Raw genomic sequence first — 16,355 nt, 5'->3', positions numbered from 1 at the left:
ATCGTGATCTTCGCCGCCGGCCTGATCTCGATTCCGCTGCTGCCGATCGGCGAGTACCCCGAAGTGGTGCCGCCGTCGGTCGTCGTGCGCACGGTGTATCCGGGCGCCAACCCCAAGGTCATCGCCGAGACCGTCGCCACGCCGCTCGAGGAAGCGATCAACGGCGTCGAGGACATGATGTACATCAAGTCCGTCGCCGGCTCCGACGGCGTGCTCTCGCTGACCGTGACCTTCAAGCCGGGCACCGATCCGGACGAGGCCGCCGTGCGCGTGCAGAACCGCGTGGCGCAGGCACAGGCACGCCTGCCCGAAGACGTGCGCCGGCAGGGCGTGACCACGCAGAAGCAGTCGCCGGTGTTCCTGATGGTGGTCCACCTGACCTCCAAGGACGGCAAGTACGACTCGCTGTACCTGCGCAACTACATGCGCCTGCACGTGAAGGACGAACTGGCGCGCATTCCCGGCGTTGGCGACGCGCAGCAGTTCGGCGGCGGCGACTACGCCATGCGCCTGTGGCTGGACCCCGACAAGGTCGCCTCGCGCGGCATGACCGCCAGCGACGTGCTGCGCGCCGTGCGCGAGCAGAACGTGCAGGTCTCGGCCGGCCAGCTGGGCGCGGAACCGATGCCGAACGGCAGCGACTTCCTGCTGCCGATCAACGCCAAGGGCCGCCTGGAGACCGTCGAGGAATTCGGCAACATCGTGCTGAAGAGCGGCACCGATGGCGAGATCGTGCGCCTGGCCGACGTGGCCCGCATTGAGCTGGCCGCCGGCGACTACACGCTGCGTGCGCGCCTGGACGGCAAGAACGCCTCGGCGATCGGCATCTTCCAGGCGCCGGGCGCGAACGCGCTCGAGATCCGCGATGCCGTGGTGGCGAAGATGGACGATATCCGTCCGACCCTGCCGCCGGGCGTCGAAATCCAGTCGATCTACGACACCACGATCTTCGTCCGCGATTCGATCAAGTCCGTGGTCAGCACGCTGCTGGAAGCCACCCTGCTGGTGGTGCTGGTGGTGATCCTGTTCCTGCAGACCTGGCGTGCCTCGATCATCCCGCTGCTGGCGGTACCGGTGTCGGTGGTCGGCACGTTCGCGGTGCTGTACCTGCTGGGCTATTCGATCAATACGCTGACCCTGTTCGGCCTGGTGCTGGCGATCGGCATCGTGGTGGACGACGCCATCGTGGTGGTGGAGAACGTCGAGCGCCACATCGAGCACGGCGCCACGCCGCTGCAGGCGGCGCACCTGGCCATGAAGGAAGTGTCGGGCCCGATCATCGCGATCGCGCTGGTGCTGTGCGCGGTGTTCGTGCCGATGGCGTTCCTGACCGGCGTGACCGGCCAGTTCTACAAGCAGTTCGCCGTCACCATCGCCATTTCCACCGTCATCTCGGCGATCAACTCGCTGACCCTGTCGCCGGCTCTGGCCGCCAAGCTGCTGAAACCGCACGATGCYGCGAAGGACGCGCCGTCGCGTCTGATCGACCGCCTGTTCGGCTGGCTGTTCCGTCCGTTCAACCGCTTCTTCAAGCGCAACTCCGAGCGTTATGAAGGCGCGGTGTCGCGCGCCCTCGGCAAGCGCGGCGCGGTGTTCGCGGTGTACGTGGTGCTGCTGATCGGCGCAGGCCTGATGTTCCGGACGGTGCCGGCCGGCTTCATCCCGGTGCAGGACAAGCTGTACCTGATCGCCGGCGTGAAGATGCCGGAAGGCGCATCGATCGAACGCACCGACGCGGTACTGAAGAAGATGGCCGCGATCGCCAAGGACGTGGACGGCGTGTCGAACGAAGTCGCGTTCCCGGGCCTCAACCCGTTGCAGTTCACCAACACCCCGAACAACGGCGTGGTGTTCTTCACCCTGAAGCCCTTCAGCGAGCGCTCGCGCAGCGCGGCCGAGATCACCGCCGAGCTCAACCAGAAGTTCGCCGGCATCCAGGAAGGCTTCACCTTCGCCTTCATGCCGCCACCGATCCAAGGCCTGGGCAACGGGTCGGGCTGGTCGCTGTTCGTCGAGGACCGCACCCGCCTGGGTTACGGCGAGTTGCAGAATGCGGTGCAGGCGTTCCAGGGCGCGGCGTCGCAGACGCCCGGCCTGGGCTTCCCGATCAGCAGCTACCAGGCCAACGTGCCGCAGCTGGATGCCGACGTCGACCGCGTGAAGGCGAAGGCGCAGGGCGTGCCGCTCACCGAGCTGTTCGACACGCTGCAGACCTACCTGGGGTCGGCGTACGTCAACGACTTCAACATGTTCGGCCGTACCTGGCAGGTCATCGCGCAGGCCGACGGTCCGTTCCGCGACAACGTCGAGGACATCGCCAACCTCCGCACCCGCAACGCCAACGGCGAGATGGTGCCGGTGGGCAGCATGGTGAACATCAAGCAGACCTACGGCCCCGACCCGGTGATCCGCTTCAACGGCTATCCGGCCGCCGACCTGCTGGGCGAAGCCGATCCGCGCGTGCTGTCGTCCGGCGAAGCGATGGCCAAGGTCACCGAATTGGCGCAGCAGGTGCTGCCGCCCGGCATGGGCATCGACTGGAGCGACCTGAGCTACCAGCAGGCGACCCAGGGCAAGGCGGCGCTGGTGGTGTTCCCGCTGGCCGTCCTGCTGGCTTTCCTGGTGCTGGCCGCCCTGTACGAGAGCTGGACGCTGCCGTTGGCGGTGATCCTGATCGTGCCGATGACCCTGCTGTCGGCGCTGTTCGGCGTGTGGGTGATGGGCGGCGACAACAACGTGTTCGTGCAGGTGGGCCTGGTGGTGCTGATGGGCCTGGCSTGCAAGAACGCGATCCTGATCGTCGAGTTCGCCCGCGAACTGGAGCTGCAGGGCAAGGGCATCGTGGAGTCCGCCCTGGAAGCCTGCCGCCTGCGCCTGCGCCCCATCGTCATGACCTCGGTCGCCTTCATCGCCGGCACCGTGCCGCTGGTGCTGTCGTCGGGTGCCGGTGCGGAGGTACGCTCGGTCACCGGCATCACCGTGTTCGCCGGCATGCTGGGCGTCACCCTGTTCGGTCTGTTCCTGACCCCGGTGTTCTACGTGGCCCTGCGCAAGCTCGCCCATCGTCCGCTCGTTTCCCATGCCCCGGCCACCGCCGACGCGCATGTCCATTCCTGATCCATCCCTACATCACGAGGCAAAGCCATGAACACGTCATCCAAGATCGCGCTGGTCACCGGCGCCACCCGCGGCATCGGCCGTGAGACCGTCCGCCAACTGGCCGAAGCCGGCGTGCACACGCTGCTGGCCGGCCGCAACCGCGACAGGGCCGTGGAAGCCGCGCTGGACCTGCAGTCGCAGGGCCTGCCGGTGGAAGCGATCGCGCTGGACGTCACCGACAGCGCCAGCATCGCCGCCGCCGTGAAGGAGATCGAGCAGCGCCACGGCAGGCTCGACATCCTGGTCAACAATGCCGGCATTCTGGTCGACGATCCCACCCGGGGCGTCTCGGGCCAAGCGCTGGACACCTGGCGCACCACGTTCGACACCAACCTGTTCGGCCTGATCGAAACCACGCAGGCGTTCCTGCCGCTGCTGCGCAAGTCCGACGCCGGCCGCATCGTCAACGTGTCCAGCCTGCTGGGCTCGCTGTCGGAGCACCAGAACCCGGCGTCCTTCATCTACGACTTCAAGGGCGTGCCGGCCTACAACGTCTCCAAGAGCGCGGTGAACGCGTGGACCATCCACCTGGCGCACGAACTCAAGGACACCGGCATCAAGGTCAACACCATCCACCCCGGCTACGTGCAGACCGAGATGAACAAGTCCGGCGACCAGCAGAACGGCGAGCTCTCCGTGCCGGACGGCGCGCGCACCAGCGTGCAGCTGGCGCTGATCGGCAACGACGGCCCGACCGGTGGCTATTACTACTTCGACCAGGTGCTGCCATGGTGATCCGTCCGCTCGTCATCGCCGTCGCATCGGTGGTGCTGGCCGGTTGCGTCACCGTGGGTCCGGACTACGTGGCCCCGCAGACGGCACCTGCGGCGCTGGAGCAGGCGGGCACCGTCGACTACGTGGCCGACCATCCGGTCGCCACGTGGTGGAGCCAGTTCGACGACCCGGTGCTCGACCAGCTGGTGCGCGAAGCGCTGATCGCCAACCTTGACGTGCGCATCGCGGTTTCCCGTGTCAACGAGGCCCGCGCGGTGTTCTCCGAACGCCGCCTGGACCTCGCGCCGCACGTCACGATGGGCGTCGAAGGCACCCGCACCAAGCAGCCGGTGGAAGGCCAGGGCCGCGTGGAGACCGACAGTTACTCGGCCGGCTTCGATGCGGCGTGGGAACTCGACCTGTTCGGCCGCGTGCGCCGCAGCACCGAGGCCGCGCACGCGGACCTGCAGGCGCAGCGCAACGACCTGCAGGCGATGCAGGTGACGGTGGCCGCAGAAGTGGCGCGCAACTATTTCGAGTTGCGCGGCACGCAGCAGCGACTGGACGTGGCGCGTCGCATCCTGAAGACGCTGGGCGAAACGCAGCGCCTGACCGAGTCGCGCTTCGACTTGGGCGCCGGCAGCCAGCTGGAAGTACAGAGCAGCCTGGCCCGCGTGCGCGCGGTCGAAGCCGATGTCCCCCTGCTGGAAGCCGTCGAGGGCCAGTCGCGCCACCGGTTGGCCGTACTGGCGGGCAAGCGTCCCGGCGAGCTGGATTCGCTGCTTGCGCCGCGTCCCGCACCGGCCTTCGCCAAGGCCCTGCCGATCGGCGACACCACCGAGTTGTTGCGCCAGCGACCGGACGTGCGCGCGGCGGAGCGTCGCCTGGCGGCCGCGACCGCACGCGTCGGCGTCGCCACGGCGGATCTGTTCCCGCGGGTCAGCCTGCGTGGCTTCATCGGCTTCCTGTCCGGGGGCTGGGGCAACCTGGTCAACGGCGACAACCGCGCGTGGCAGGTCACGCCATCGATCAGCTGGGCTGCGTTCGACATGGGCAGCGTGCGTGCGCGGTTGCGCGCGAGCGAAGCACAGGCGGACGGCGTGGCGGCCCAGTACGAGAAGGCGGTTCTGGGYGCGCTGGAGGAAACGGAAAATGCCCTGCTCTCCTACGCCAAGCAGCAGGCGCAGCTGAAACTCCGGCTGGAACAATCCGTTGCCGCGCGCCGTGCGGCGGAGCTGGCCGAAGTCCGGTATCGTGCCGGCTCGTCGGATTTCCTGACGCTGCTGGATGCCCAGCGCACGCAGCTCGCCGCGGACGATGCGCTTGYGCAGGCCGAGGCCGGCGTCAACGTAGGGGTGGTGGCCATCTACAAGTCGCTGGGCGGCTGGGGCGAACAGGACGTCGTGCCTGCCCTGGCCGCACAGCCCTGAGCCGACCGTCACGCCGCCTCTCCGATAATCACGCGAACGCCGCGCCCCCGGCGCGGCCCCCTCTCCCCCTCCGAGTGTCATCCGTGTCCGTTACGCATCGTCGCGTCCCGCACCCTGCTTCGCCCGCCCCCTCCCTCCTCCCACTGTCCGTGCGCCGGCTGGCGCTCGCCGCGCTGTTGGCGCTGCCCGTGGCACCGGCCTTCGCGGCCGAGCCGCGCAGCGCGTGGTACGTGCAGGGCGGTATGGCCGAGGACGCACAATCGCTGACGGTCGGCATGAGCCGCGATTGGCGCTGGGAGAAGCAGTACCRCTACGGCCACATCAGTGGCCAGTGGCAGGGCGAAGTCGCGCGCTGGCACAGCGACAGCCAGAACAGCACGCAACTGGGCGTGACCCCGGCCCTGCGCTGGCGCCCGAACGGCTGGGACAACGRCTGGTTCGTCGAAGGCGGCATCGGCGTCAACGTCATCTTCCCCAAGTACGACACGCGGAAGAAGGAATTCAGCACCACATTCAACTTCGGCGACCACATCGCGATCGGCAAGCGCTTCGGCGCCGACCAGCAGCACGAGTGGTCGCTGCGCTTCCAGCACTTCTCCAACGGCCGGATAAGGAATCCGAACCCGGGCGAGAACTTCCTGCAGTTCCGCTACACGCAGCGGTTCTGAGGGCCATGGAGCCACGTGTGGGAGCGAGGTAAGTCGCGATCGCGAGACGCACGTACCACCCATCCTTCCGGCGCGACCAATCGCGACTTACGTCGCTCCCACAAATTCCGACGCCGCCTGGATGCGACCTACTTCAGCGGCGCCGCCACGATCAGCGGCGACAGGTCGTACCCCATGGCCTCGGCTTTCGCCTTGAGCTGTTCGAACTGCGCACGGTCCATCGACGGCTCGCGCGACAGGATCCACAGGTACTTGCGGTCCGGTTCGCCGACCATCGCCCACTGGTAGTCCGGATCGAGCGCGATCACCCAGTAGTCCGCCCACACCATGGGCAGCCACGACAGCCATTCGGGCGCGAAGCGCACCTCCAGCCTGCCGGGATGGCCCTCGACCGGACGTGCCTCCCCGGTCGACTGGTCCATGCTGCCGTCCTTCGTGCGGCATGCGTTCACCACGCTGATGGTGCCGGCCTTCTCGACGCCGTAACGCGCGGTAATGTCGCCCACGCACTGGCGCTGGAAGAACATGGGCAGATGTGCGATCTCGTGCCATTGACCCGCATAGCGGGCAATGTCGAGGTGCGGCACCGAGGTGACGGGTTCAGCGGCGTGCGCGGCGGTCATGCCGGCGGCCAGGCACAGGGCCAGCGCTGCGCGTGCGGCCAGGGAGCGATGTGTCATGCGGATGTCCCCTGTCGTGGGAAATGAGAACGGCTTACGGCACAGACAGAGAAGCGGATGCATCCTTCGCTGGGATGCACCCGCTTCGTGCCACACCGGTCGTGCAGAAAGGGATTACTTCGTAACCAGGGTCAGGCCACTGGCTTCGACCTTCTTCACGCCCTTGATCTGCTTGGCGACGGCGATCGCCTTGTCCTTCTGCGCCTGGCTGGCGACAGCGCCCGACAGCATCACGGTGCCGTCGACGGTCTCGACCTTGATGTCCAGGCCCGACACGTTCTCGGTTGCCAGCAGATCGGCCTTCACCTTGGTGGTGATCCAAGTGTCGGTCACCGGCTGGTTGGAATCGTTCTGGGTGTTCTCTTCCGGCTCATTCGGCGGGTTGTCGGCCATCGCCTGCGCGGCGGAGAACAGCAGGGCGGCGGACAGCGCGGCGGCCAACATCGAGCGGGTACGTGCATGGGTCATGATCGTCTCCTTGGTCGTGGTGCGGTCGCAGTGTCGGCGCCATCCCGTACAACACGCGTGAAGAACGCACACGTATCGGGACAGGTGTTGCAGGGGGTTCATGCTCGTGCACGTGAGGTCAACGCGGGCCTTCGCTTACCATGCGCGCAGACACGGGAGCATCGCGCATGGACAATCATCTGAATGTGGCGCTAGTCGGGTACGGCTTCGTCGGCAAGGTCTTTCATGCACCGCTGATCAACGCCACACCCGGTCTGCGGCTGCATGCCGTGGTATCGCGCGACGCCACCAAGGTGCATCGCGACTGGCCCGATGCGGTTGTCGTGGCAGACCCGCTGATGGCCTTTGCCGATCCGGCAGTGGACGTGGTGGTGATCGCATCGCCCAACGCGTCGCATGCGCCGCTCGCGATGGCTGCCCTGGGCGAAGGCAAGCACGTGGTGGTGGACAAGCCCTTCACGATCACGCTGCACGAAGCGCACGACGTGGTAGCGGCTGCATCGCGCGCCGGCCGCATCGTCAGCGTGTTCCAGAACCGGCGCTGGGACGCGGACTTCCTGACCGTGCAGCGCCTGGTCGGCGACGGCACGCTCGGCCGCATCGCGGAATTCCATTCGCACTTCGACCGTTTCCGCCCCGTCGTGCAGGACCGCTGGCGTGAACGCGACGAGCCCGGTGGTGGCCTCTGGTACGACCTGGGACCGCACCTGCTCGACCAGGCCCTCCAGCTGTTCGGCATGCCGGAAGCGATCAGCGTCGACGTCGCCCGGCTGCGCGATGGCGCGCAAGCGCCGGATTACGTCCACGCGACGCTGCGCTACCCGACGCTGCGCGTGCACCTGCATGCGGGCACACTGGTGGCGGGGAATGGGTTGCGCTTCGCCGTGCACGGTACGCACGGCAGCTACCTCAAGCACGGACTGGATGTGCAGGAAGACCAGCTGCGCGCGGGCGTGGTGCCCGGCGCGCCGGGCTGGGGCGTGGACACGCGTGCGGGCGAACTCGTGCGCGAGCGCGAGGGACGGCTCGTCGCGGAAGTCGCCCATGCCGAGGCCGGCGACTATCGCCGCTACTACGCCGGGTTCCGCGATGCCGTGCTGCAGGGCAGCGCGCCGCCGGTCACGCCGCAGCAGGCGCTGGACGTCATGCGGCTGATCGAACTGGGCGTGCGGAGCAGCGAAGAACAGCGCAGTCTTCCCGTGGCCTGATCCCGGCCCGATTCAGACGACCGCCTGCCCGCGATAGGTCCGGTGATGCGCCATCGCCAGCATGGCGTTGTCTTCGTGCGTATCGCCGTAGGCGTGGATGGCGGCGTAGGCCTGCGGGTCACACAGCGCGCGCACGCGGCGCACCTTCTCCTCGCCGACGCATTGCGCCCCGGCATAGCCGGTGATGCGCCCATTGCGTTCGGCCAACACCGAACACAGCAGTTCGACGCCCTGCGTTGCGCACCACGGCGCGAGATAGGCATCCAGCCCACCCGACACCACGACGATGCGATCGCCGCGCTCGCGGTGCCACGCCAGTCGCGCCATCGCCTCCGGACGCAGCACGCTCGGCAGCACCTCGCGCGCGAAGGCGTCGCCCTGCGCACGCAGGCGCGAGGCGTCCACCCCACGCAATCCCACCTGCACGATGCTGGCGCGGGTCGGATTGCCGGCCACCCAACCGCGCCGGTAGCCGAACACCACCGGCGCCAGCAGCACGCCGCCGACCAACAGCCGGGGCCGCGCCACGGCGTAGCGCATGAAATCCGGAAACGTCTCGCGCGTGGTCAGCGTGCCGTCGAAGTCGAAGAGCGCCAGATCCATCGGGTCAGCCCTCCGCTTCCAGCAACCGCGCCCCGGGTCCGTCCTCGCCCAGTTCGTCCCACGGATTGCGCAGCGGGCAGGCCTTCAACGACAGGCAGCCGCAGCCGATGCAGCCGTCGAGCTGGTCGCGCAGGCGGGTGAGGCTGGCGATGCGCGCATCGAGCGCGGCGTGCCAGCGCGCGGAGAGTTTCTTCCAGTCGGCGGCGGTCGGCGTGCGGTTTTCCGGCAGCGACGACAGCGCGGCCTGGATCTCCGCCAGCGGAATGCCGGTGCGCTGTGCCACCTTGATGACGGCCACGCGGCGCAGCACTTCGCGCGGATAGCGGCGCTGGTTGCCGGCGTTGCGCCAACTGTGGATCAGGCCCTTGGACTCGTAGAAGTGCAGCGTGGAGATGGCGACGCCCGCGCGCGCGGCGACCTGGCCGACCGTGAGCTCCGTTTCGATGGGAGGATGCTGTAGGGAATGCTGTTTTCCGGGCATGGTGCATTGACCTCAAGAATGGTTGAGGTTCTACCCTGCGTTTCCCCGTCCTGGCAAGCGCAGCGTCCATGTCCGACCCTCTCCACCTGGCCCTGCTGTATGGCAGCACGCGCGAAGGCCGTTTCTGCGACACCGTCGCCGACTGGTTGCGAGCGCAGCTGGCCCTGCGGCGCGACTACACCGTCGACGCCATCGATCCCGCCTTGCTCGATCTTCCGCACCGCCACGGCGGCGCACCGAGCGCCGACCTGGTGAATCTGCAACAACGCGTCTGGCGCGCCGACGCCTTCGTGGTGGTGGTGCCGGAGTACAATCATGGTTATCCATCCGCGTTGTAGTCGTGATCGATTCGGTCCAGGCCCACTGGCAGGCCAAACCGGTCGCGTTCGTCGCCTACGGGGGCCACAGCGGCGGCGTCCGCGCGGCGGAACAGCTGCGGCAAGTGTTCTCCGGCCTGCATGCGGTGCCGGTGCGCGATGGCGTGTATTTCAGCCAGGCGTGGGACCGCTTCGACGCTGGTGGTGGGCCGCGCGAAGGCGATGCCAGCGAACGCGCCGCACGCCGCATGCTGGACCAGCTCGCCTGGTACGGCCACGCGCTCCGCCAGGCGCGCGCGGCCTGGCCCTATCCCGCCGGCTGAGCCGGTACGTTTTCCCCGGCGCGCCGATGCGCGCCCACGATGGACCGACCCGATGTTCCGATTCTTCGAAACCCGCATCAATCCGTATCCGAAGGGCGAGCCGAGCACGCCGCCGCGGAAGCTGCTGCCGTTCCTGCTGCACTACTCGCGGCCGCTGCTGCCGTGGCTGGTGGCGATGTCGGTGCTGACCGGCGTGATTTCCGCGCTGGAGATCACCTTCTTCGACTACATGGRCCAGCTGGTCGACTGGATGGGCAGCACCGGCCGCGACAGTTTCCTGCAGGTGCATGGCCAGAAGCTGCTGTGGATGGCCGTGCTGGTGCTGGTGGCCTACCCGCTGCTGGTGCTGGTGCAGTCGCTGATCATCCACCAGACCATCTTCGGCAACTACCCGATGATCGCCCGCTGGCTGTCGCACCGCTACCTGCTGCGGCAGAGCGTGGGCTTCTTCCAGGACGAGTTCGCCGGGCGCATTTCGCAGAAGGTCATGCAGACCGCGCTGTCGATGCGCGAGACGGTGATGAAGCTGATGGACGTGTTCGTCTACGTCGTCGTCTACTTCGTCGGCACCGTGGTTCTGGTGGCGCAGGCCGATGTGTGGCTGGTGCTGCCGCTGGTGGTCTGGCTGGTCAGCTATCTGCTGCTGGTGTTCCACTTCGTGCCGCGCCTGCAGAAGGTGTCGATGGCGCAGTCGGATGCGCGCGCGCAGATGACCGGTCGCATCGTCGACAGCTACACCAACATCCAGACCATCAAGCTGTTCGCCCACACCATGCGCGAACAGGACTACGCCCGCGGCGCCATGGATGAGTTCATGGTCACCGTGCACGCGCAGATGCGGCTGGTCACCCAGCTGACCGTCAGCCTGCACACGCTCAATGCGTTCCTGCTGGCCAGCGTGGCCGGTGTGGCGATCTGGGCCTGGCTGCAGTCGTCGATCTCGATGGGCGCGATCGCCGTGGCCATCGCCCTGGTGATGCGCATCCGCTCGATGTCGGACTGGATCCTGTGGGAAGTCGCCGGGCTGTTCGAGAACATCGGCACGGTCGAGGACGGCATGGGCACGCTGGCGCAGCCGCTGGCCATCGCCGACACCAAGAACGCGAAGGACCTGGACGTCGCGCACGGCGAGATCCGCTTCGACCACGTGAAGTTCCACTACGGCCGCGAGGCCAAGGTGATCGACGACCTGTCGCTGGTGATCCAGCCGGGCGAGAAGGTCGGCATCGTCGGCCGCTCCGGTGCCGGCAAGTCGACGCTGGTGAACCTGCTGCTGCGCTTCTACGACGTGGAAGGCGGCCGCATCCTGATCGACGGCCAGGACGTGGCGCATGTCACCCAGGAATCGCTGCGCCGGAACATCGGCATGGTCACCCAGGACACCTCGCTGCTGCACCGCTCGATCCGCGACAACATCCGCTACGGCCGTCCCGACGCCACCGAAGAGGAACTGCTGCAGGCCTCCGAGCGCGCGCATGCCGACGAATTCATCCGCGGGCTCACCGATGCCAAGGGCCGCAGCGGCTATGACACCCAGGTGGGCGAGCGCGGCGTGAAGCTCTCCGGCGGCCAGCGMCAGCGCGTGGCGATCGCGCGCGTGCTGCTGAAGGATGCCCCGATCCTGGTGCTGGACGAAGCGACCTCCGCGCTGGATTCGGAAGTCGAGGCCGCCATCCAGGAACAGCTCTACGCGCTGATGGAAGGCAAGACCGTCATCGCCATCGCGCACCGCCTGTCCACCATAGCCGTGCTCGACCGCCTGATCGTGATGGACGGCGGCCGCGTGATCGAAAGCGGCAGCCACGAGGAACTGCTCCAGCAGGACGGTCTTTATGCCGCGCTGTGGCGCCGCCAGTCCGGCGGTTTCATCGGCGTGGATCTGGAAGACGTCGAGGCGTAATGCTTCATGCCTCACCTGCTTCAGCGGGAAGACGATTACATCCCCCTCTCCCCGTGAAACGGGGAGAGGGTGCCGAAGGCGGGTGAGGGGTGACGAAGCCAGCGGCATTGATGCGGCATCGCACCCTCCGACGTGGTCATGCCAAAGCGCAGTGCTTTCCTGGTCCGTCATCGCGCGCGCCCCTCATCCGGCCTCCGGCCACCTTCTCCCCGCCGCGCGGGGAGAAGGGAACAAAAAAGCCGCCGGCTTCCCGGCGGCTTTTTCTTTATCCAGCGACGCTCAGGACAACCAGCCGCGCGCCTTCGCCTTGTTGGCGTACCACAGCAGGAACAGCGCGATCAGCAGTAGCACCACCGGCATCATCAGTCCGACGGGACCATACGCGGCCCATGCCGGCGTCACCACATAGGCACCGATCATCTGCACCAGCAGGGCGATCAGCGACAGCAGGAACATGGTGCCCGCCCAGCGCTTCTTCATCAGCAGCCCCAGCGCACCCAGCACGCCACCGAATACCGCCACCGCGAACACGATGTTGATCCAGCCGGGCGTACCCTCGTACACCTGCCGTTGCGCCTCCGGCATCGCCGCCAGTTGTTCGGGCGTCATGCTGACCTGCAGGTACCACATGGCCACGCCGATCAGATTCCAGACCAGCGCGAACACCGCGACAATCCAGTAACCCACCGAGCGCTTCGTCGCTGTCGTCGTCATCATTGCCCTCCCCAGGGTCGTTGTCGGAACCGGGGATGAGCATAGCGCCGGGACATGCGATACCGCCGTTACGGTCCGCCGGTCGGCGCTACCCGCCACACGACATTGCCCACGTCATCGGCCAGCAGCACGCCATTGCGCGCGTCCACCGCCACGCCCACAGGCCGTCCACGCGCGTTGCCGTCGGCGTCGAGGAAGCCGGTCAGCACGTCCACCGGCATCCCCTGCGGACGGCCACCGGCAAAGCGCACGAACACCAGCGTGTAGCCGGCGGGATCGCGACGGTTCCAGGAKCCRTGCTCGCCGATGAAGGCGCCACCCTGCAGCGCCGCCGGCCAGCCCGCGCCGTCATGGAAGGCCAGCCCGAGCGCCGCGACATGCGCCCCCAGTGCATAGTCCGGCGCGATGGCGCGCGCCACCAGATCCGGACGCGGCGGTTCGACGCGCGTATCCACATGCTGGCCGTAGTAGCTGTACGGCCACCCGTAGAACGCGCCTTCGCGCACCGAAGTCAGGTAGTCCGGCACCAGTGCGTCGCCGAGTTCGTCCCGCTCGTTGACCACGGTCCACAGCGCACCGGTCTGCGGCTCCCATGCCAGTCCGACCGGATTGCGCAGGCCACCCGCGAACACGCGGCGCGCGCCGGTCGCGATCTCCACCTGCAGCACCGCCGCACGGTCGACCTCCATGCCCATGCCGTTCTCGCCGACGTTGCTGTTGGACCCGACACCGACATAGAGGAACCTGCCGTCCGCGCTGGCCAGCAGGCTCTTGGTCCAGTGATGGTTGAGCGGGCCACCCGGCAGGTCGACCAGTTTCACCGGCGTGGCGTCACTGCGGGTCTGTCCGTTGCGATACGGCACGCTGACGATGGCATCGGCATTGGCGATGTACAGGCGGCCGTCGACCAGCGACATGCCGAACGGCGACATCAGGTTGGCGAGGAATACGTCACGCACCTCCGCCACGCCATCCCTGTCCGCGTCCCGCAGCAGCGTGATGCGATTGGCGCTGGGCACGGCGGCGCCGGCCTTCTTCATCGTGCGTTTCATGAACCAGGTGCGCAGCCCTTTCTTTTCGGCCGGCTTCGGTGGCGCGTTCGTTTCGGCGACCAGCACGTCGCCGTTCGGCAACACGTACAGCCAGCGCGGATGGTCCAGTCCGCGGGCGAAGGCGGTGACCCGCAGGCCAGGGGCCGGCGTGGGGGCGGTCCCCTCCGGCCAACCCACGGCGGGCGCCACGTTGACGGTGGGAATCCAGCGCTGCGACGGTGCGGGCAAGGCGGGCTGCGGCCCGGTCTCGCTGGGCGCCTGCGCATGGCTGGAACACGACAGGCAGCCCAGCAGCAACCACGGCAACAGGCAGCGGATCATCGTCATCGCACGCACTCCCGAGAGGAAGCGGCGAGCCTAGGCGCGCCGGTGCGAACGCGGCGTCAACCTGCCTGCCGGCTCAGGCGTCGTCCTGCCCCCACGCATCGACTTCGACCGTGCCGTCATCGTCGACACGCACGCGCACCTCGATCGGCTTGCAGCACACGTGGCAGTCTTCGATGTACTGCTGGTCGCCGCCCGAATCGTCCACCACCAGCGTGATGGTCTCGCCACAGTAAGGGCAGTCGATGTCGAAGGCGGGCAGGTGCGGCATCAGGCCGATCCCAGCGCGGTGACGGACGCGATGCGGTCCAGCCACAGGTAGTGGGTGACGTCGGGCCGCGTGTGGTCCTCGATGCGGACGACCGCGTTGAATCCCTCTCCGCCCTGCGCATCGCGGAAGACCTGCACCGTCGGACGCGCGGGCACCACGCCGGTGATCGTGCCGCCATCGGTGAGCACGATCTCCACCCTTGCTTCGTCCGGCAGTTGGCCTATCAGCGCCTCCATGCGCGCGATGTCGGCCTGCTGCGTGTAGAGGTGCCCTGGCCCATCCGTCATGTCGTGCTCCTGCGATCGGTGACGCACCCTAGTCCTTCCGGAGTAAGGCGCCGTGAATGGCGTCAGCGCAGCAGCCGCAGCACCTCGTGGGCCGCTGCTTCCGACGAAGCGGGGTTCTGCCCCGTCACCAGCCGGCCATCGGTCACCACGTACGACTGCCACACCGTCCCGCGCTCATAGCGTGCCCCGTTCCGCTTCAACGCGTCTTCCAGCGAGAACGGCACGATGTCGGTCAAGCCGACCGCCGCTTCCTCTTCATCGGAAAACCCGGTCACGCGCTTGTCCTTCACCAGCGGCTCGCCCAGGGCGCCACGCGGGTGGCGGAACACGGCGGGGCCGTGGCACACCGCCGCCACCGGCTTGCCGGCCGAGAAGGTCTGTTCGATCAGCCGGATGGAATCCGCATCCTCGGCGAGGTCCCACATCGGGCCGTGTCCGCCGGGGTAGAACACCGCGTCGAATTCCGCGTCCACCACGTCCTTCAATGGCCGAGTGTTGGCCAGCGCCGAGAGCGCCTCGGCATCTTCGTTGAAGCGCACGGTGGCAGCCGTCTGCGCGTCGGGGGCATCGCTCTTCGGGTCCAGCGGCGGCTGGCCGCCCTTCGGCGAGGCCAGCACGATGTCGGCACCGGCTTCCTTGAACACGTAGTACGGCGCGGCGAATTCCTCCAGCCAGAAGCCGGTCTTCTGCCCGGTCTCGCCCAGGCGGTCGTGCGAGGTCAGCACCATCAGGATCTTCATCGGCATCTCCTGCAATCGGGCGCACAGGCTAGCGCCGGATGCGATAAGACCGGGTGATCAGTCCGCCTTCTTCACGGCATGGCCGCCGAACTCGTTGCGCATCGCCGACAGCAGCTTGTCGGCATAGGCGTCGTGTTCGCGCGAGCGCAGGCGCTCCAGCAGCGACATCGTGATCACCGGCGCGGACACGTCCAGGTCGATCGCCTCGGCCACCGTCCAGCGGCCCTCGCCGGAGTCCGCCACATACGGGGCGATACCGTCCATCGTCGGGTTCTTCTTCAAGGCATCGGCGGTCAGGTCGAGCAGCCACGAACGCACCACGCTCCCGTGCCGCCAGATCTCCGCCAGTCCCGCCAGGTCGAAGTCCATCGCCGCCTTCTTCTCCAGGATGGCGAAGCCTTCGGCGTAGGCCTGCATCATTCCGTACTCGATGCCGTTGTGGATCATCTTGGCGAAGTGGCCCGCGCCGCTCGGCCCCACCCGTCCCCAGCCGGTCTGCGGCGTGGGCGCGAGCGTGGCGAATACCGGCGCCAGCGCATGCGCCGCATCCACGTCGCCGCCGATCATCAGGCTGTAGCCTTCGGCCAGCCCCCACACACCGCCGCTGGTGCCGCAATCGAGGTAGTGGATGCCGGCGGCGCCGAGTTCCAGCGCGCGGCGCTGGCTGTCCTTGTAGTGGGAGTTGCCACCGTCGATGACGACGTCGCCCGCGCCGAGCAGCGGGCGCAGCTGCGCCAGCGTGTCGTCCACCACCGGTCCGGCGGGCACCATCAGCCACACTACGCGCGGCGAAGGCAGCGCCGCCACGGCGTTCTGCAGGCTGGCATGCGGCACGATGCCGCGCGCTTCGGCCTGCTGGCGCGCCGCCTCGCCCGGATCGTAGCCGCGCACGGCATGGCCGCCGCGCACCAGCCGTTCGGCCATGTTGGCGCCCATGCGCCCGAGTCCGATCATCGCCAGTTCCATGTGTACTCCCGGGTATCTGCAGAAGGAAAGAAAGGGGTCATGCCGTCAGC

Annotated in this window: 18 protein-coding genes; 8 read left to right on the top strand and 10 right to left on the bottom strand. The window is 67.8% G+C overall.

Going from position 1 to position 16,355, the window contains the following annotated elements:
* From AC04L7_RS02320 to AC04L7_RS02305, 4 genes are all read left to right on the top strand, one after another.
* Nucleotides 1-3,117, top strand: a 3,117-nt coding sequence (locus AC04L7_RS02320) for an efflux RND transporter permease subunit (RefSeq protein ID WP_475512464.1), incomplete at its 5' end; no start/stop codon positions are given.
* 27 nt (nt 3,118-3,144) lie between these two features.
* On the top strand, nt 3,145-3,894 hold the full coding sequence (locus tag AC04L7_RS02315) for an SDR family oxidoreductase (protein ID WP_436000348.1): 750 nt from the start codon (nt 3,145-3,147) through the stop codon (nt 3,892-3,894).
* Complete coding sequence (locus tag AC04L7_RS02310) at nt 3,888-5,303, top strand: efflux transporter outer membrane subunit (RefSeq protein WP_475512463.1); 1,416 nt, start codon at nt 3,888-3,890, stop codon at nt 5,301-5,303. The genes AC04L7_RS02315 and AC04L7_RS02310 overlap by 7 nt, the downstream gene beginning before the upstream one ends.
* A gap of 149 nt (nt 5,304-5,452) precedes the next feature.
* A complete protein-coding gene (locus tag AC04L7_RS02305; RefSeq protein WP_475512462.1) occupies nt 5,453-5,971 on the top strand; it encodes an acyloxyacyl hydrolase in 519 nt (172 codons plus the stop codon).
* 128 nt (nt 5,972-6,099) lie between these two features.
* Here AC04L7_RS02305 and AC04L7_RS02300 read toward each other — a convergent pair whose 3' ends face one another.
* Both AC04L7_RS02300 and AC04L7_RS02295 read right to left on the bottom strand, forming a co-directional pair.
* The gene (locus AC04L7_RS02300) at nt 6,100-6,657 is read right to left on the bottom strand and encodes a lipocalin family protein (protein WP_436001103.1); all 558 of its coding nucleotides are present in this window, start codon (nt 6,655-6,657) and stop codon (nt 6,100-6,102) included.
* A 108-nt stretch (nt 6,658-6,765) separates the two neighbouring features.
* On the bottom strand, nt 6,766-7,119 hold the full coding sequence (locus AC04L7_RS02295; protein WP_436000354.1) for a BON domain-containing protein: 354 nt from the start codon (nt 7,117-7,119) through the stop codon (nt 6,766-6,768).
* A 167-nt stretch (nt 7,120-7,286) separates the two neighbouring features.
* On the opposite strand from AC04L7_RS02295, the gene AC04L7_RS02290 reads away from it, so the two are divergent.
* Nucleotides 7,287-8,327, top strand: coding sequence for an oxidoreductase (locus AC04L7_RS02290; RefSeq protein WP_436000356.1), 1,041 nt, complete (start codon nt 7,287-7,289; stop codon nt 8,325-8,327).
* 12 nt (nt 8,328-8,339) lie between these two features.
* Here AC04L7_RS02290 and AC04L7_RS02285 read toward each other — a convergent pair whose 3' ends face one another.
* Together AC04L7_RS02285 and soxR are read right to left on the bottom strand one after the other, a co-directional pair.
* Entirely contained in the window at nt 8,340-8,930 is a 591-nt protein-coding gene (locus AC04L7_RS02285) for an HAD family hydrolase (RefSeq protein ID WP_436000358.1), read from the bottom strand.
* A gap of 4 nt (nt 8,931-8,934) precedes the next feature.
* Entirely contained in the window at nt 8,935-9,411 is a 477-nt protein-coding gene (soxR, locus tag AC04L7_RS02280; protein WP_435305041.1) for a redox-sensitive transcriptional activator SoxR, read from the bottom strand.
* Between the two features lie 68 nt (nt 9,412-9,479).
* Between soxR and AC04L7_RS02275 the strand changes: the two genes are divergently transcribed.
* The 3 genes from AC04L7_RS02275 to AC04L7_RS02265 are packed head-to-tail and all read left to right on the top strand — an operon-like array spanning nt 9,480 to nt 11,951.
* Entirely contained in the window at nt 9,480-9,749 is a 270-nt protein-coding gene (locus AC04L7_RS02275; protein WP_436000361.1) for an NADPH-dependent FMN reductase, read from the top strand.
* A 2-nt stretch (nt 9,750-9,751) separates the two neighbouring features.
* Entirely contained in the window at nt 9,752-10,051 is a 300-nt protein-coding gene (locus tag AC04L7_RS02270) for an NADPH-dependent FMN reductase (protein WP_436000363.1), read from the top strand.
* 52 nt (nt 10,052-10,103) lie between these two features.
* Nucleotides 10,104-11,951 carry an ABC transporter ATP-binding protein gene (locus tag AC04L7_RS02265; protein ID WP_475512461.1) on the top strand — a complete coding sequence of 616 codons (1,848 nt, stop codon included), beginning with the start codon at nt 10,104-10,106 and terminating at the stop codon, nt 11,949-11,951.
* Between the two features lie 279 nt (nt 11,952-12,230).
* On the opposite strand, the gene AC04L7_RS02260 is transcribed toward AC04L7_RS02265, so the two are convergent.
* The 6 genes from AC04L7_RS02260 to gnd all read right to left on the bottom strand — a co-directional run bounded on the left by AC04L7_RS02260 (nt 12,231) and on the right by gnd (nt 16,305).
* The gene (locus tag AC04L7_RS02260; protein ID WP_436000367.1) at nt 12,231-12,665 is read right to left on the bottom strand and encodes a hypothetical protein; all 435 of its coding nucleotides are present in this window, start codon (nt 12,663-12,665) and stop codon (nt 12,231-12,233) included.
* Nucleotides 12,666-12,733: 68 nt separating this feature from the next.
* Nucleotides 12,734-14,044, bottom strand: coding sequence for a PQQ-dependent sugar dehydrogenase (locus AC04L7_RS02255; RefSeq protein WP_436000369.1), 1,311 nt, complete (start codon nt 14,042-14,044; stop codon nt 12,734-12,736).
* 73 nt (nt 14,045-14,117) lie between these two features.
* The gene (locus tag AC04L7_RS02250; protein WP_436000371.1) at nt 14,118-14,312 is read right to left on the bottom strand and encodes a CPXCG motif-containing cysteine-rich protein; all 195 of its coding nucleotides are present in this window, start codon (nt 14,310-14,312) and stop codon (nt 14,118-14,120) included.
* Nucleotides 14,312-14,599, bottom strand: a complete 288-nt coding sequence (locus AC04L7_RS02245; RefSeq protein ID WP_296282868.1) for a DUF3247 family protein — start codon at nt 14,597-14,599, stop codon at nt 14,312-14,314. The genes AC04L7_RS02250 and AC04L7_RS02245 overlap by 1 nt, the downstream gene beginning before the upstream one ends.
* A gap of 62 nt (nt 14,600-14,661) precedes the next feature.
* Nucleotides 14,662-15,339 (bottom strand): type 1 glutamine amidotransferase domain-containing protein, encoded by a 678-nt coding sequence (locus AC04L7_RS02240; protein ID WP_436000373.1) that lies wholly within the window; start codon nt 15,337-15,339, stop codon nt 14,662-14,664.
* 57 nt (nt 15,340-15,396) lie between these two features.
* A complete protein-coding gene (gnd, locus tag AC04L7_RS02235; RefSeq protein WP_436000375.1) occupies nt 15,397-16,305 on the bottom strand; it encodes a phosphogluconate dehydrogenase (NAD(+)-dependent, decarboxylating) in 909 nt (302 codons plus the stop codon).
* Nucleotides 16,306-16,355 lie beyond the last annotated feature (50 nt).

It is taken from the genome of Pseudoxanthomonas sp. LjRoot204_2 (assembly GCF_056175765.1).
This window is presented reverse-complemented; position numbering and strand designations above follow the sequence as displayed.

What these genes read in the sequence shown, in the direction of transcription:
- AC04L7_RS02260 (WP_436000367.1), bottom strand. Translation starts at nt 12,665, where the DNA reads ATGACGACGACAGCGACGAAGCGCTCGGTGGGTTACTGGATTGTCGCG.
- soxR (WP_435305041.1), bottom strand. Translation starts at nt 9,411, where the DNA reads ATGCCCGGAAAACAGCATTCCCTACAGCATCCTCCCATCGAAACGGAG.
- gnd (WP_436000375.1), bottom strand. Translation starts at nt 16,305, where the DNA reads ATGGAACTGGCGATGATCGGACTCGGGCGCATGGGCGCCAACATGGCC.
- AC04L7_RS02245 (WP_296282868.1), bottom strand. Translation starts at nt 14,599, where the DNA reads ATGACGGATGGGCCAGGGCACCTCTACACGCAGCAGGCCGACATCGCG.
- AC04L7_RS02285 (WP_436000358.1), bottom strand. Translation starts at nt 8,930, where the DNA reads ATGGATCTGGCGCTCTTCGACTTCGACGGCACGCTGACCACGCGCGAG.
- AC04L7_RS02240 (WP_436000373.1), bottom strand. Translation starts at nt 15,339, where the DNA reads ATGAAGATCCTGATGGTGCTGACCTCGCACGACCGCCTGGGCGAGACC.
- AC04L7_RS02315 (WP_436000348.1), top strand. Translation starts at nt 3,145, where the DNA reads ATGAACACGTCATCCAAGATCGCGCTGGTCACCGGCGCCACCCGCGGC.
- AC04L7_RS02295 (WP_436000354.1), bottom strand. Translation starts at nt 7,119, where the DNA reads ATGACCCATGCACGTACCCGCTCGATGTTGGCCGCCGCGCTGTCCGCC.
- AC04L7_RS02275 (WP_436000361.1), top strand. Translation starts at nt 9,480, where the DNA reads ATGTCCGACCCTCTCCACCTGGCCCTGCTGTATGGCAGCACGCGCGAA.
- AC04L7_RS02250 (WP_436000371.1), bottom strand. Translation starts at nt 14,312, where the DNA reads ATGCCGCACCTGCCCGCCTTCGACATCGACTGCCCTTACTGTGGCGAG.
- AC04L7_RS02290 (WP_436000356.1), top strand. Translation starts at nt 7,287, where the DNA reads ATGGACAATCATCTGAATGTGGCGCTAGTCGGGTACGGCTTCGTCGGC.